The sequence below is a fragment of the Sandaracinus amylolyticus genome (assembly GCF_000737325.1).
In the GTDB taxonomy this organism is placed as follows: Bacteria; Myxococcota_A; Polyangia; order Polyangiales; family Sandaracinaceae; genus Sandaracinus; species Sandaracinus amylolyticus.
On the sequence record NZ_CP011125.1, the window covers coordinates 2,065,816 to 2,080,619 of the forward strand.

General features: G+C 74.1%; 13 protein-coding genes. 1 reads left to right on the plus strand and 12 read right to left on the minus strand.

Annotation, left to right across the window (positions count from 1 at the left end; translation table 11 throughout):
• Positions 1 to 5: 5 nt before the first annotated feature.
• From DB32_RS46535 to DB32_RS48045, 3 genes are read right to left on the minus strand one after another with little or no spacing between them, the layout of a single operon-like run.
• A complete protein-coding gene (locus DB32_RS46535; RefSeq protein WP_053231951.1) occupies positions 6 to 908 on the minus strand; it encodes an outer membrane protein assembly factor BamD in 903 nt (300 codons plus the stop codon).
• Positions 905 to 1,447 (minus strand): RNA polymerase sigma factor, encoded by a 543-nt coding sequence (locus DB32_RS46540; protein ID WP_075097482.1) that lies wholly within the window; start codon positions 1,445 to 1,447, stop codon positions 905 to 907. Before DB32_RS46540 ends, DB32_RS46535 begins: the two co-directional genes overlap by 4 nt.
• Positions 1,444 to 2,478: a hypothetical protein gene (locus tag DB32_RS48045; protein WP_053231953.1), complete on the minus strand. Its 1,035-nt coding sequence runs from the start codon at positions 2,476 to 2,478 to the stop codon at positions 1,444 to 1,446. The genes DB32_RS46540 and DB32_RS48045 overlap by 4 nt, the downstream gene beginning before the upstream one ends.
• A 134-nt stretch (positions 2,479 to 2,612) precedes the next feature.
• Here DB32_RS48045 and DB32_RS08715 point away from each other — a divergent pair, with 134 nt between their 5' ends.
• Positions 2,613 to 3,296 carry a hypothetical protein gene (locus DB32_RS08715; protein WP_053231954.1) on the plus strand — a complete coding sequence of 228 codons (684 nt, stop codon included), beginning with the start codon at positions 2,613 to 2,615 and terminating at the stop codon, positions 3,294 to 3,296.
• A gap of 869 nt (positions 3,297 to 4,165) precedes the next feature.
• Here DB32_RS08715 and DB32_RS08720 read toward each other — a convergent pair.
• The 9 genes from DB32_RS08720 to DB32_RS08760 form a co-directional block, all read right to left on the minus strand.
• Positions 4,166 to 6,292: a hypothetical protein gene (locus tag DB32_RS08720; RefSeq protein WP_053231955.1), complete on the minus strand. Its 2,127-nt coding sequence runs from the start codon at positions 6,290 to 6,292 to the stop codon at positions 4,166 to 4,168.
• Positions 6,293 to 6,300: 8 nt separating this feature from the next.
• Positions 6,301 to 7,203, minus strand: coding sequence for a hypothetical protein (locus DB32_RS08725; protein WP_157068863.1), 903 nt, complete (start codon positions 7,201 to 7,203; stop codon positions 6,301 to 6,303).
• A gap of 24 nt (positions 7,204 to 7,227) precedes the next feature.
• Positions 7,228 to 9,111 carry a hypothetical protein gene (locus DB32_RS08730; RefSeq protein ID WP_053231957.1) on the minus strand — a complete coding sequence of 628 codons (1,884 nt, stop codon included), beginning with the start codon at positions 9,109 to 9,111 and terminating at the stop codon, positions 7,228 to 7,230.
• Between the two features lie 58 nt (positions 9,112 to 9,169).
• Complete coding sequence (locus DB32_RS08735; protein WP_053238739.1) at positions 9,170 to 9,859, minus strand: ABC transporter ATP-binding protein; 690 nt, start codon at positions 9,857 to 9,859, stop codon at positions 9,170 to 9,172.
• 28 nt (positions 9,860 to 9,887) lie between these two features.
• Positions 9,888 to 11,057, minus strand: coding sequence for an ABC transporter permease (locus DB32_RS08740; protein ID WP_053231958.1), 1,170 nt, complete (start codon positions 11,055 to 11,057; stop codon positions 9,888 to 9,890).
• Positions 11,054 to 11,371, minus strand: a complete 318-nt coding sequence (locus DB32_RS08745; RefSeq protein WP_157068864.1) for a hypothetical protein — start codon at positions 11,369 to 11,371, stop codon at positions 11,054 to 11,056. Before DB32_RS08745 ends, DB32_RS08740 begins: the two co-directional genes overlap by 4 nt.
• Positions 11,371 to 12,192: an MlaE family ABC transporter permease gene (locus tag DB32_RS08750; protein ID WP_053231960.1), complete on the minus strand. Its 822-nt coding sequence runs from the start codon at positions 12,190 to 12,192 to the stop codon at positions 11,371 to 11,373. Before DB32_RS08750 ends, DB32_RS08745 begins: the two co-directional genes overlap by 1 nt.
• Positions 12,189 to 12,617, minus strand: coding sequence for a hypothetical protein (locus DB32_RS08755; protein WP_157068865.1), 429 nt, complete (start codon positions 12,615 to 12,617; stop codon positions 12,189 to 12,191). Before DB32_RS08755 ends, DB32_RS08750 begins: the two co-directional genes overlap by 4 nt.
• Positions 12,618 to 12,754: 137 nt before the next feature.
• Entirely contained in the window at positions 12,755 to 14,785 is a 2,031-nt protein-coding gene (locus DB32_RS08760; protein ID WP_053231962.1) for a DUF4388 domain-containing protein, read from the minus strand.
• Between the last annotated feature and the right edge of the window lie 19 nt (positions 14,786 to 14,804).

Sequence of the window (14,804 nt, forward strand, 5' to 3'; positions counted from 1 at the left end):
CGAAGCTAGGGTGTGCTCGGGTCTCTCGGCGTGCCAGGGGGGCTCTCACGGAGCGTCGCGTCGATCGCCGCCTGGAGCGGTGATCCCGGGAAGCGCCGGCGGAAGCGCGCGGCGCGCTCGCGCGCGGCGTCGTGATCGCCCGCGGCGACCAGGGCCGAGATCCAGAGCGCCTCGCGCTCCTCGCGGAGCTGGCCCTCGGGGTGTCGCGCGTCGTGCTCGCGCAGCGCGGAGATCGCGAGCTCCGGCGCGCCGCGCGCCAGCGCGGACTGGGCGCGCGCGAGGAGCGCCGACTCGCGGGCCAGCGTGGTCGGCGCGCCCGCGTCGGGGCGACGCCCGGCCGCGCGCTCGGCGATCTCGGGGCGGGCGGCCGGCGCGACCTCGGCCGCGACGGGCTCCGCCTCCTCGACCAGCGCGTCGTCGACCGGCGCCTCGGCGACCGGCGCCTCGGCGATCGGCGCCTCGGCGATCGGCGCCTCGGCGATCGCGATCCGCGGCTCCGCCTCGGGCGCCGGCGCCGCCGGGCCCGCGTCGACGACCACCTCGCGCACCACGACGCGCACCTCGGGCGGCGTGAGCGTCGCATGGAGCACCGCGCCCGCGGCCATGCCGATCACCAGCGCGAGCCCGCCGACCAGCGCCGGGTGCGCGAACGCCGCGCCGCCCGCCGCACCGCCGCCCGCCGCACCGCCACCCGCCGCGCCGCCACCCGCGGCACCGCCTCCGCCGCCGGTCGGCGCCGGAGGCGCACCCGCGCCGGGCACCGGCCCGACCGCCGCGATGATGCGCGCGTACAGGCGATCCGCCTCCGGGCCCTCGCCCGCGCGCTCGGGGCGCGCGCGCTCGGCCTCGAGCAGCCGATCGAGCTCGGGGTCGAGCGGCTCGTCGCCGAAGTCCTCGGGGCGCGTCACGCCTGCTCCTGCGCGCGCAGTCGCTCGACCGCGCGTCGGAAGTCCGCCCTCGCCAGCCGGAGCCGCGAGTAGGCGGTGTTGAGCGGGATGGAGAGCGACTCCGCGATGGCGGGCATGGCGATGCCGTCGATGTCGTGGAGCACCAGCACCGGGCGTCGCTCCTCCTGCACTTCCTGGAGCGCGCTCAGCACGAGCGCGCGGGTCTGCTTCTCGGCCAGCGCGTCGTCGGCGCCGCCCTGGGGGTCCACCACTTCGATCGTGTCGTCCGCGAACTCCCGCCGGACGTGGGCGCGCCGGCGGTGGTCCGAGGCGACACGGTACGCGATCCCGCCCAGCCACGCGCGCACCGGGCGCGCCGGGTCGTAGTCGGCGAGCCGCCGATGGAACGTCACGAAGACGTCGTGCGCTGCATCCTCCACGTCCGCCTCCCGCACGCCCAAACGCCGCAGCGTGTTGCACACCCAGCCCAGCTCGGCGCGGAACACCGCCCGGAAATCCACTTCAGCCGAGGATTGGTCGCGACTCCCGGGATCCGTCACCGCAGCCTCGCTCCCACGCCGACGCCCAGCGCCAGCCCTACCGCGGGGGTCTCCCACGCACGCGTCCCGCCGAGCTGCAGGGTCGCGCCCACCACCGGCACCGTCAGCTCGCCGTGGAGCCGCAGGGCCAGCTCGGCCCCGAGCGGCACCGCCACCAACGCCCGTGCTCCGAGCGCGACGTACGGCGCGAACCCCGAGCGCGCCGACGGCACGTCCACACCCTCGCCCCAGAACACCCCGGCGGAGACGATCCCGCAGAGCCCCACGATGTCGAGGTGCCCGCAGGGCACCACCGACGCCACGTAGGGCGCGCCGCGCACCGAGGACTCGACCGTCGGGAGCTCGCCGCGCAGCTCGAGCGCGACCGAGAACGCGTCCACGTGGACGCCCGCGCCGAGGACCAGCCCCGCCGACACCCCGGGCGCGATCCCGTACGACGCGAGCAGCGTCGCGGTCAGCAGCAGCGCCGGGCCGTCGCCCTCGTCCTGGGCGTTGGCCGCGTCGGGCGGAGGGCCGGCGTCGGGCGCGACGGGTGGCGCGGCGTCCACCCCGGCGTCGGCGATCGGGGGCCCGGCGTCGGGCGCTTCGACGACGCCCGCGTCGGCGATCGCCTCGGGGTTCGCCTCGGGGCGAGGCGGCGGGCGGAGCAGGCTCGCGGGGTCCACGGTGAGGCTCAGCGCGAGGGCGAGCGCGTCGCCGAGATCGCGGCAGTCGTCGCGCTCGGAGGTCAGCTCGCGGCGGCCGGGCTCGCCGCCCTCGCTCGCGGTGTCGACCCGCGCGACGTAGCCGCGCCGCGCCCGCTCGATGCGCACCGTGATCGAGAGCGGCGCCTCGTCGACGAAGGGATCGCGTCCGAGGCGCGCGGCGACGAGCTCGCGCAGGGACTCCTCGTCGAGGCACGCCCCGGCGTCGTCGGCGCGCTCGACGCGCAGCGTCGCGACCGGCGCGTCGTGCTGGGCGAGCACGAGGATCGGCGCGAGCGCGAGCAGCAGAGCGAGCCCGGCGACGGCGCCGGCGAGCGGGAGACGCACGTGCGGCAGGGTAGGACGGGGCGCGCGAGGAGGCCAACCAGACCGGAAAGATCGGAAAACAGCCGAGCCGCAGAGCACGGCGGCCCCGAGGCGGGGACTACCAGCGCTCCTGTGCGCTTGGCAGCCTCCGCGCCATGCAGATCCCCACGTCCGATCTCTCGTCGTCCATCCTCCTCGCGCTCGGGCGCTGGCACCTCGCCGCGCTCGCCGTCCGGCCCGAGCACGCGGATCTCCTCGCGGCGTTCCAGCCGATGCACGACCAGCTCTCCGCGCGCCTCGCCGCGCGCGACGCCGCCGACGCGTCGGCGGTGCAGCCACGCGTGCTCGTGCGTTTCACCGAGATCGACCTCGAGCGCGAGATCCGCGCGCTCGCGGCCGGCGCCAACGCGCTCGACGGCAAGCGCGGCGGCCCGGTGTTCGGCGCGCTCTTCCCGAACGGCCTCGACGCCGAGGTGCGCACGCGCGGCCAGGGCCAGCTCGACGCCGCGACGCGCGTGCTCAACCGGCTGAGCGCGACCACCAGCGCCGCGCCCCTGCGCGTCGAGCACACGCCCCGGCTCACGGCTGCGAAGGACGCGTTCGCCGCGGCGCTCACCGCGCGCCAGCGGGCGGCGGAGACGGCGGGCAGCGCGTTCGGCCTCGAGCTCGCGGCGCGCGAGGACTTCTGCCGCGCGTACGACGCCAGCGCCGGCGCCCTTCGCCAGCGCTACCCGAAGGACCGCGACCAGCAGGACCTGTTCTTCGACACGTTCCGCAGCAGCGGCCGGAGCACGGCGGAGGACGAGGGCGGCGACCCGGCGTCCCCGCCGGCGACCTGAGCGCGTCGACCCGTCGTGGCGCCGGCCCGCGGGGCGATCCGCACTGTGCGGATCGGGGGTGGAGCCGGCCCGAGGCGCGATCCCCAGTGTGGGGATCGGGGGTAGAGCCGGCCCGAGGCACGATCCGCAGCGTGGGGATCGGGGGTGGAGCGGACGCCATGGGCGATCCTCAGTGTGGGGATCGGGGGTGGAGCCGGCGCGACCCCCGATCCTCGGTGTGGGGATCGGGGGTGGAGCCGGCGCGACCCCCGATCGTCACAGTGAAGATCGGCGTGTGGGCGCGCTCTACCCCGACCCGACGACCCGCGACCGCCGCGCGCGTCCAGGACCCGCCCGCGCGCTCGTGATCCCGGCGAAAGCACCGAGCATTTCGCGCCATCGCCCGCACCGCGCATCGCGCGTCCCGCCCGGCCACGACCCTCCGAAACGTCACCGTACACGGAGGTCCCCGCTCCACCCCCGTCGCCGCCCCGCGCTAACGCGCGTGCCGTCGCCTCCGCTCTCCCGACCGTCGCCGTCCCGCGCTCCGCGCGTGCCGTCGCCTCCGCTCTCCCGACCGTCGCCGTCCCGCGCTCCGCGCGTGCCGTCGCCTCCGCTCTCCCGACCGTCGCCGTCCCGCGCTCCGCGCGCGCCGTCGCCTCCGCTCTCCGGACCGTCGCCGTCCCGCGCTCCACGCGTGCCGTCGCCTCGGCTCTCCCGACCGTCGCCGTCCCGCGCTCCGCGCGTGCCGTCGCCTCCGCTCTCCGGACCGTCGCCGTCCCGCGCTCCGCGCGTGCCGTCGCCACCGCGATCGAGAGGCAGCCCGCGAGCACTCAGGCCGCCAGACCCACCCCCTCCCGCCTCACGCCGAAGCGCCTCATGCCGAGCCCTCAGCCGGGTCCATCACCCGCGGGCACCACGACGTAGACCGCCCGAGAGTCCAACACCGTCACCCCGTCTCCCCGCAGGTCGATCCACGTCACGAACACCTCGGGGTGCGGCCCGCCGCGGTGCACCTCGTTCGCGAGCTCGACCTGGAAGCGCACCGTCGTGCCCGGGATCACCTCGGTGAAGCCCTCGTCGGTCACCTCGCCGACCGCGCGGTCGTGGGGGATGCCGTCCGGCGCGTCCCAGCACGGCTCGATCGGCGGCGTCGCGCGGCAGCCGGGGCGACGGTCGCGCACGAACGCGCGCGGATCGATCTCGGGGCGCGGCGAGGGCTCGGCGCGCAGCGCGGTGTCGATGTCGAACGGGATGCGCGTCGCGACCGTGTCGATCGCTTCGGTCACCGTGTCGACGAACTCCTGGGTGCTCGTCGCGCCCTGCGGCATGTCGTAGACGAGCGCGCGCCCGTCGAGGTCGACGGTGCCGGTCGCGATCGCGGTCTGGTGCATGAAGAAGCACGGCGCGCTCTCGGCGGGCCCGGGCTCGTCCTCGCAGTGCGACTCGCCGGCGTTGATGCCGACGTAGCGCATGGCGCGCGCGTTCATCGCCGCGATCGCGTCGCTCCAGGTCGCCGGCGCGGGCGTGAAGCCCTGGTACGGCGAGCACGACGCGTGATCGCCGGGCGGCCCGTTGTGCGCGCACGCGTCGCTGAAGTGCACGACGATCGGCAGCGCGTTCGAGCGGAAGCAGGGCGCGCCCCAGCGTCCGTCCTCGCAGTCCTCGGAGAGGCGCGGGATCGTGTAGAAGTAGCCGTTCATCGACCACGCGCCGCCGCGCCCGGTCGCGACCTGGAGCAGCGCCTCGCTGTTCGACTCGGGCCAGTCGCCGCCGACGTGGATCTGCAGCGCCTCGAACGCGGCCTGCACGTCGGCCGCGCGCTCGGGCGGGCTCATCTCGATCGCGATGCCGAAGACGCGATCGTCGCCGCTGCCGTAGATACCGAGCGGGAAGTCGTCGTGGTAGCCGCCCCCGAGCCACGCGCTCGGCACGCGGTCGCGGATGCGATCGATCAGGCCGGTGCCCGGCACCGCGACGGTGTCCTGGATGTGCTCGAGCACGCGCCCCATCGAGCCGGTGGTGTCGGCGAGGAGCAGCACGTCGGCGACGCGCAGCAGCGTCGAGAGCTCGAGCTCGCGCACCACGCTCGGCGCCTCGTACGGGAGCACGACGTAGTAGTCGTCGCTCGGGATCCCGCAGTCGGGATCGATCGCGCAGCCGCACGCCTCCTCGGTGCCGTCCTCGCACTCGACGTCGTGGCGCGCGTACTCGACGAGATCGCCGAAGCCGTCGTCGTCGCTGTCGGGATCGCAGGGGTCCATCCCGGCGTCGCGCTCGTCGCCGTCGCGCACTCCGTCGCCGTCGCGATCGACGTCGAGCGCGTCGACGAGCTCGTCGTCCGCGGGCTCGCCGGTCGCGACGTCGATCTCGTCGTCGCAGGTGATCGGCGGCGTGGTGAGCTCGCCGTCGCCGGCCTCGTCGGCGTCGAGGATGCCGTCGCCGTCGGCGTCGAGATCGCGGAACGAGGGCACGTCGTCGGCGTCGGGATCGCCCGCGGCCTCGTGGGCGTCGGAGATGGTGTCGCCGTCGCTGTCGGGATCGAGCGCGTCGGGCGTGCCGTCGTCGTCGGTGTCGACGGGCTCGCTCGCGTCCTGCTCGATCGTGTTCGCGATGCCGTCGCCGTCGGTGTCGGTGTCGAGGCCGTCGACGACGTCGTCGCCGTCGAGGTCGGTCTCCCACTGCGTCGCGTCGAGGACGCTGTCGTCGTTGCCGTCGACGTCGCGCACGTCGGGCACGCCGTCGCCGTCGCGATCGGGCAGCGAGACGCAGGGCGTGTCGCCCGCCTCGAGCGCGTCGTCGCGTCCGTCGCCGTCGCTGTCGGTCTCGTCGGCGTCGGAGACGAAGTCGCGATCGGTGTCGAGCAGCTCCTCGAGCACGTCGGGCACTCCGTCGCCGTCGCGATCGGGGCTCTGCTCGCACGCGCCGGGACCGCCGTCGCCGGGGGGCGTGTCGCGAGGGACGGTGCACGCGGGGAGCGCGAGCGCGAGGAGCAACGCGAGACGGAGGTGGTGCATGACGGCTCTCAGCGCGCGGCGGGGATCGGCTCGCACTCGGTCACGTACTCGGCCTCGCAGCCCGCGCGGTCGGTGCCCTCGACGCGCCAGCACGAGGTGCCGTCGCAGCTGCACCCGACGAGCTCCACGCACGCGGTGCCGTCCCAGCGCCACCCGATGCTCGAGGGCTCGTCGCATCCGGTGGTGACCGCCGCGGCGTCCTGCGCCTGACAGCGGTGCGCGATGCAGGTCTCGGATCCGACGCGGCACGCGTCGCGGCTCGCGAAGAGGCTCGGGCAGAAGGTGCCGGTGCAGGTGCAGCCGACGACGGGCGCGCAGGTGTTGCCGTCCCACTTCCAGCCGAGCTCGGTGGTGCAGCCCTCGCCCTCGCCCCACGCGTCGTCGCCGTTGCACACGCTGGGCGGCGGGCACTCGCCTTCCATGACGACCTCGAAGCCGGCGCGGTGCGCCTCGCACGCGTTGTCGTAGGTCGTGCCGTTGCACGCGCAGACGGGCTGCTCGGGCTGCTCGTCGCACGACGTCGGGCGCTCACGGCAGAGCCCGACCTCGTCGAGCGCGCCGCACGCGCCCTCGATGTAGAAGTCGCAGTACTCGTCGCTCGCGCAGCGTCCGTGGAAGAGACTGCCGCACATCCGCGACGGGTCGGGACAGACGATCTCGCCGCACGACTCCGTCGCGCAGTCGCGACCTTCGTAGTGGCACTCGGGCGGGAGCTCGACGCAGTCGAGCTCGCAGCCGCCGGCGTCCGGCTCGTCGGTGTCGCCGGCGTCGCTTCCGGCGTCGACGACGAGCGTCTGGGCGTCGACGCCGGCGTCGGTCGGGGCACCGGAGTCGGTGTCGGTGTCGTCGCCGCGGCCGGTGCATCCGGACACGAGCGCGAGCGTGAGCGTCAGAGTCAGCGTGCGAGTCATCGACATGCCCCCTCGTGATTCGAGTCAGATCGGCGGAGCGGTACAGATGCCTTCATCGGTGCACTCTCCGGAGCAGCACTCCGATCCATCCGCGCACGACTGGCCTCCTCCGCGGCACGACTCCGGCGCCCAATAGGCAGCGACGTTGTCGTAGTCGCGCTCTTGGCCGGGCAGCCAGACGGGCGGATGCGAAGCGTCGACTCCGTCGTCGGGATCGGCGTCGACCGCGGTGATCCAGAGCTGCCGGATGCGGCGGCCCCAGGTGCCGGCGCGCGCGTTGCCGTAGTCGCGGCGCGAGTGGAACGCGACCCAGTAGAAGCGTCGATCGTCGGCCTCGTCGGTGACGTAGGGCGAGACCGTGGGCCAGAACGCGTCGGTGCCGCCGCTCGCCGCGTCGAGGCGCGCGGTGTGTCCGTCCTCGACGCGCGCGAGGTAGAGCGCGGCGCGCGCGCCGGGCGCGCCGGAGGTGAACGCCTGCGCGCCGTGCTGGAAGACGAGGAAGCGATCGTCGGGCGTCCAGCTCGGGAGCGCGTCGCGCGAGCCACCCTCGGGCGCGCTCGAGAGATCGGCCCCGGCGTGCAGCGCGCGCGAGGTCGCGAAGGCGCTGGTGTCGGCGTCCTCGCGGGTCGCGACGTGCAGCGTGGAGGGCGCGTCGCTCTCGCTCGCGTCGGCGACGATCCACGCGGCGAGATCACCCGAGGGCGACCACGTCGGCATCGAGGCGAGCGTGGTGGGCAGGCCGCTGCTCGCGACCTCGAGCCCGGTGCGCGCGTCGACGACGAAGAGGCGGCCTTCCCACGCCGCGAGGAGGCGCTCGCCGGTGGGATCGAAGGACGCGGTGTCGATCCCGGGGCGCGGCTCGTAGCGCATCGGCGGGGGATCGGTCGTCGTGTCCTCGGCGAGATCGACGATCCAGCTCGCGTCGTCGTCGAAGCGGCGCCCGAAGAGCCAGCGCCCGTTGCGCGAGACGGTGTGGCAGGCCATGCAGCGCTGGCCGCCGGCGTCGGCGCGCGGCGGGTTCGGCACGACGTCGCGCGGGGTCGCGGTCTGGGGATCGATCGCGAGGATGCGGCCGCGCTCGAGCGCCCAGTAGTAGACCTCGCCGAGCACGCCCCCGCGCGCGACGTGCATCGTCACCGGCGCGGCGCCACGCACCACGCGCTCGTGGGCGGCCTGCCAGCGATCGATCTCGAACGTGATCGGCGCGTCGGGATCGGCGTCCGCGAGCAAGCGCCATCGTTCTTGAGCGATCGTCCAAGAATGCTCGAACGTGTCGCTGCTGCGCAGGTACGTGACGAGCTCGACGTGGGTGCTGCGCGCGCGGACGCGATAGAGGTCGCCGTCGCCGGTCTGCGGCTGCCACTGGACGACCGGCGCGCGGAGGTTGCGCGGCATCACCGCGCCCTCGAGCGGGTAGAGGATGCGCGGCGCGGCTGCGGCGTCGACGACCGGCTCGGCGTCGAAGCGCGCGACCTCGTCGTCGGTGAGATCGCCGCGGGTGCGCCGCTCGATGCGCGCGACGAGGCGACCCTCGCCGACGATCGTGGTCACGCCGCGGTCGAGCCGCGCGAGCACCGCGCTCTCGCCGCCGCGCGAGCCGTCGATCGTCGCGACCCCCTCGGGCGTGATCGTCGCGAGCGAGGGCGAGCCGAGGATCCAGGTGATGCCCTCGGCGGGACGCTCGTCGCCGTCGGCCTCGATCGCGATGGCGCGCACGGTGCCGCTCGCAGGCTCGCCGTCGCGCGAGAGGAGCTCGAGGCGCTCGGGCTCGACGCGGATCGCGACGACCGCGTTCGGATCGCCCGCGTCGCCGGTGGACGCGTCGAGCGTGGGCGCGACGGGATCGTTCGAGCACGCGGCGAGGAGGACGCCGGCGAAGGCGGCGCGCGCGCGGAGACGAGTGAGCATTCGGCGGGGCTCCGGGGAAGGATTGGGCGGCCCCCGCCGCATCCGTCACGCCTGGCGCTCAGCCGTTCGGCGGGGTCACCAGGCGGCCGTCCGCCATCGCGATCGCGCGGTCGACGCGGGGGTCGTCGGCGAGGCGGGGATCGTGGGTCGCGCAGACGATCGCGCGGCCCTCGTCGCGCAGCGCCGCGAGCAGCGCGACGACCTCGGTGGCGTTCGCGGCGTCGAGGTGCGCGGTGGGCTCGTCGAGGAGGAGCACGCGGGGATCGCGCACCAGCGCGCGCACGATCGCGCCGCGCTGGCGCTCGCCGCCCGAGAGCTTGCTCGCGCGCGCCTTCGCCTTGCTCGCGAGGCCGAAGCGCTCGAGCAGGGAGGTCGCGCGGGCGCGCTCGTCGCGCGTCGCGCCGCCGGTGGGGACGAGCGGCAGGAGCACGTTCTCGTCGAGCGTCATGTCCGGGACGAGCGCGAGCTCCTGGAAGACGAAGCCGATCTTGGTGCGGCGCAGCTCGGTGCGATGGCGATCGCGCAGGTGGACGATCGACTCGCCCTCGACGCGCACGTCGCCGCTCGTCGGTGCGATCATGCCGCCGAGGAGGCCGAGCAGCGTGGTCTTGCCCGAGCCGCTCGGGCCGCGCAGCGCGACGAGCGAGCCCGCGTCGATCGTGATCGAGACGCGATCGACGGCGAGGTGACGACGCTCGCCATCGAGGTAGCGCTTGGTGACGTCGACGGTCTCGAGCAGCGCGCTCACCGCGGCCTCCCGACCTGGTCGATGGCGCTCACGCGCCACCCCGCAGCAAGCGATCGGGATCGAGCATCGCGGCGCGCCACGCGGGCACGACGCTCACCGCGACGAAGGGCACGACCACCGCGCTCACGATCGCGAGCACCTGCGCGAGATCGACCGCGGGCGCGAGCGCGAGATCGGCGTGGAGCACGCTCCATCCGAAGAGCGCGTCGGCGATGCCGGGCGCGCCGAGCCAGAACGCGTGCACGTAGCCGAGCACGACGCCCGCGACCGAGCCCACGAGCGCGACCAGGCCCGACTCCCACATCCGTGCCGTGAGCACGTCATGGGTGCTCCAGCCCGTCGCCTTGAGCACGCCGATCTCGCGGCGCTCCGCTTCGCCGAGCCCGGTGAGGCGATCCCACGCGAGCAGGAGCAGCGCGAGCAGCGCCGGGACCAGCATCGCGCCCACCAGCCCGGCGCGCGCGTCGAACGTGAGCTCGTACGTGCGCTCGAGCAGCTGCCGATCGATCACCCGCGCGCCGCTGATCGCCTGCGCGATCTCGGCGGTGACCACCGCGGCTTCTTCGTCGCGCGCGAGGTCGATCGCGAGGTCGGTCGCCATCGCGTCGGGTACGCCGAGCAGCGAGCGCGCGCGGGTGTCGGTCGCGATCACGAGATCGCTCCCGAGCGCTGCGGTGCGCGCGTCGAGCACGCCGGAGATCGTCAGCACGACGGGCGTCGCGCCCTCGGTCGCGGTGAGCGCGATCTGATCGCCGGCGCGCGCGCCGAGCAGCCGCGCGATGCCCGAGCCCACGACGATCTCGTCGTCGCGCTCGGGCCACCGCCCATCGACGATGTCGGCGTCGTCGCGCGCGCCCATCCCGATCACCACGACGTTGCCCTCGATCGGCGCGACGAAGAGATAGCCCCACACCCGCGGGCGCACGCTGCGCACGCCGGGCAGATCGAGCGCCTCGATCGTCTGCGCTTCGCTCTCCGCGATCAGCGCGGGACGTCCGGCGATCAAGCGCTGCACCGTGAGATCGGGGAGCCCCTCCGCGAGCGCGCGGTACTCGGCGCGCATCGCCTCGGCGAGGAACGCCGTCGATCCGAAGAGCGCGACGACCGCGGCGAGCCCGACCACGATCGCGGCGTTGCGCCCGGCGCGGCGCCGCAGCGCGCCCAGCGCGTGATCGAGCAGCGCGAGCTGGCGCTTCATCGCCGCTCGAGCCTTCCGGTCGCGCCTGCGCGCAGCACCTCGCGCGGCGGTGCGATCCACGCGCCGGCGGGATCGACGTCGAGCGCGCCCGGCGCGTCGGAGAGCGCGCCCGCGGGCTCGACCTGCGAGGGATGACGCAGCCACCGCGCACCGCTCGAGAGCGCGAGATCGGGCAGCCCGATCGTCCTCGCGAGCGCGACACGCTGCGCGCGTCCCGCGGCGTCGTCGGCGCGCCGCCGCACTGCATCGATCACCACGCCCGCGATCATCAGCGCGAGCACCGTGAGCGCAGCCGCGAGCACGCGCAGGCGCATCACCGCGTCATGAACTGCATGAAGAACTGGGTGAGCAGCGCGTCGGCGATCAGGATGCTGATCGCGACGACCACGACCGACGTCGTCGTCGCGCGCCCGACGCCCTCGGTGCCGCCGCGCGTCGTGATGCCGTAGTACGAGCCGAGCACCGCGATCAAGAACCCGAAGAACGGCGTCTTGCCGATGCCCGAGAGGAAGTCCTCGACCCAGATCGAATCGAGCGCGCTGGTCACGAAGAACGGGATCGCCATCCCGAACGAGAGGTTGCAGACGATCGCCGCGCTGCCGATGCCGAGCACCAGCGCGAACACGGTGAGCATCGGCATCATCACGATGCCCGCGAGCATGCGCGGCACGACGAGCTTCTTGATCGGGTCGGCGCCGAGCGCGCGGATCGCGTCGATCTGCTCGGTGACCGCCATCGATCCGAGCTCCGCCGCGATGCCCGCGCCGATGCGGCACCCGACGACGAGCGCGGTGAGCGAGGGCGCGAGCTCGCGCGCCTCGGACAGGCCGACGATGCGTCCCGTGCTCTCGCGCGCGCCGAAGCGCTCGAGCGAGAACGCGAACTGGATCGCCATGACGATGCCGACGAAGATCGCGGTCGCCGCGGCGATGCCGAACGACTTCACGCCCATCTGCTCGAGCTGGTAGAGGAACGAGCGCATCTCGAAGCGCGTCGTGAAGAGCGCGCGGAACGCGCGGAGCGTCATCGCCGCGATGCCGCCCATCTGGTTCATCGCGCGGATCATCCGCGCGCCCTGCGCCTCGATCGCGCGGACGACGAGCGACTTCTCGGCCGGCGTCGGCTGCGCGCTCACCGGACCTCCGTCGTGAACTCCGACACGAAGCGCTCGAACGCGGGCTGCGCGCCGCCGAAGGGCGTGCCCGGCGGCGTGATCAGCGCGAAGTCGTAGACGCAGTCGTCCTTCTTGAGCACGACGAAGAGCAGCTCGCGGGGGACTCCGTCGAGGGTCGCGACCGCATGGGTGCGCAGCGCCTCGCGCGCGTCCATCGGCACGAACTCCTGCTCGACGATCTCGCGCTCGCGGAACCCGATGAGCAGGTGGTTCGTGAGCGCGGTGAGCGGGACGTCGCGCGACGGATCGCAGGTCGCGTTCACCTGCACGATCGCGCCGAGCGACTCGTTGTGCCACGCGAGGTCGTTCTGCCCCGCGACCGAGAGCTGCGACCAGCCCGGCCCGAGATCGCCGATGCGATAGTGAGCTTCTGCGTCGCGGAACACGCCGCCCTGCAATGTGGGTCCGCCGCACGCGCTGACCAGCGCCGCGACGCAGACGGAGCAGAGCTGGGCGGAGATGGCCCGACCGGGGGCTGGCACGGCCGCGGTATAAGGGCGGATCTCCACGGTTGCAACGAGGATCAGCTCAGCCCGGCTTCGTCCATGCGGCGCATTCCTTCGAGGAGGAGCGCCTCCGTGCTCTCGTTGATCACGCGCGCGGCGGGCTTGAACGCGGGGTCGAGCGAGAACTCGCCCTCTTTGAGCGCGAGCATCGCGTAGATCGCCTCTTGCCGCGCGCTCTGTCCGAAGCGCGCGTCGGCGACCGCGCCCTCGAGGAAGTGGATCTCGCCGATCGTGCCGCCCGCCGAGACGTGCAGGAGCCCCGTCTTGCGGCCGTTGCCGAGCGCCTGGATCACGTCGGGCAGCGAGATGTCGCGCAGGTTCCCCGCGAGCCCTCCGCCGCGCCGGCGTACGCCCGCCTCGATCAGCTGCGCGGTCTTCGCGACCACGAGCTCCGCCGACGCGGGCTTCATCAGGAAGTCCGCCGCGCCGAGCTCGAGCCCGCGCGCCACCGACTCGCGATCCGCCTTGCGCGTGAGGAACACGAACGGGATCTCGGCCGCGCTCGGCTCCGCGCGCAGCGCGGCGAGGAGCGTGAAGCCGTCGTCGCCGCCGAGCTCGAGCTCCGAGACGATCAGCTGGAAGCGCTCCTTCGCGATCGCCGCGATCGCCTCGGCGCGATCGCGCACCACGACGACGCCGTGGCCCGCCTCGGCGAGGCGCAGCTCGAGGATCGTGGTCTCCTCGCGATCGGGATCGACGATCAGCACGCGCGTGCGCGCGCCGTTCTTGCCGCTGGTCTCGTCGCCGACGACGACCTGCCGCAGCGCGCCGACCAGCCCGGGATCGAAGAGCTGCGATCCGAGCTGTCGCAGCACGTCGAGCGCCTCGCGCGGCGTGAGCGTACGGCGATACGGGTTCTTCGGATTGACCGTGAGGTCGCAGTAGGTCTCGACGAGCGACACGATGCGCGCGCCGATCGGGATCGCGTTGCCCGCCTGGCGATCGGGGAAGCCCTGACCGTCGTAGCGCTCGTAGAGGTGCGTGAGCGCGTCGATCGTCGCGGGGGGAAGGCGCGCGGACTCGAGCATGCGCAGCGGCGTGAGGTAGCTGCGCTGCGCCTGCAGGCGATGGCCGTCGAAGCGCGAGACGTTGAGCGCGGTGAGGTGGTAGCTGCTCGCCTTGCCCACGTCGTGGAGGTGCGCGGCGAGCACGATCGCGTGGCGATCGCCGCCGCTGATCGAGAGCCGATCGGCGAGCTGTCCGCAGAGGCGCGCGACCTGCGACGAGTGGCCGCGCAGCTCCGCGCGCGAGCCGTCGAGCACGGTGACCAGCACGTTCACGGTCTCGAGGTACGCGGCCCAGTCGGGCGCGACCTCGAAGCGCGGCATCTCGATCTTCAGCTCGGGCGGCGTCGGGGGCGCGGCGCCGCGCGCGGGCGCAGCAGGACGCGGGGCCACCGGCGGAGCGGGCGCGAACCCGAGCGCGGGCGTGCGATCGTCGAGCTCGAGATCGATCCCGACGCCGCGCGGCGAAGGATCGAGCGAGATCGAGGGCCCGCCGCCGCTGCCGCGCTCGAACGCGTCGAGCCCGAGCGCGTAGCTCGTCGGCGCGCCCTGCACCTGCGCGAACGCGTGGGGATCGCCGCCGTAGAAGCGACGCAGCGCCGCGCGCACCGTCGCCGGCCGCGCCGCGAACACGCGCACCTCGCGCGCGCCGGTCGCGACCGCGAGCTGCTTTCCGACGTCCTCCTCGAGCTCGTAGGTGACGACCGAGAGCACCTGCGCGCGCCGGTCGTAGAGGATCGGCACGCACTGCAGGCGCTCCGCGATGCGCCGGGGCACGAGGTCGAGCGTGGCGCGATCGATCTCCGCCTTCGAGAGGCGCTCGGTCGAGACGAAGCGCGTCTTGTAGAGCGACGCGACGAACTTGAGCAGGTCGGCCTCGGTCATCGCGCCGGACTCGAGGATCGACTCCTCGACGCGCTCTCCGGTGCGCTTCGCCTGGTGGTAGAAGCTCTCGTACTGCGGCGCGGTGATGCGCCCCTCGTCGCGCAGTCGATCGAGGATGCGTACGCCGCCGGGGCTCCCCTTGCTCGCCGTGGTCGTCACGTGCGCGCCCGATGATAGC

What these genes read in the sequence shown, in the direction of transcription:
- DB32_RS08715 (WP_053231954.1), top strand. Translation starts at nt 2,613, where the DNA reads ATGCAGATCCCCACGTCCGATCTCTCGTCGTCCATCCTCCTCGCGCTC.
- DB32_RS08720 (WP_053231955.1), bottom strand. Translation starts at nt 6,292, where the DNA reads ATGCACCACCTCCGTCTCGCGTTGCTCCTCGCGCTCGCGCTCCCCGCG.
- DB32_RS08725 (WP_157068863.1), bottom strand. Translation starts at nt 7,203, where the DNA reads ATGACTCGCACGCTGACTCTGACGCTCACGCTCGCGCTCGTGTCCGGA.
- DB32_RS08730 (WP_053231957.1), bottom strand. Translation starts at nt 9,111, where the DNA reads ATGCTCACTCGTCTCCGCGCGCGCGCCGCCTTCGCCGGCGTCCTCCTC.
- DB32_RS08740 (WP_053231958.1), bottom strand. Translation starts at nt 11,057, where the DNA reads ATGAAGCGCCAGCTCGCGCTGCTCGATCACGCGCTGGGCGCGCTGCGG.
- DB32_RS08745 (WP_157068864.1), bottom strand. Translation starts at nt 11,371, where the DNA reads ATGCGCCTGCGCGTGCTCGCGGCTGCGCTCACGGTGCTCGCGCTGATG.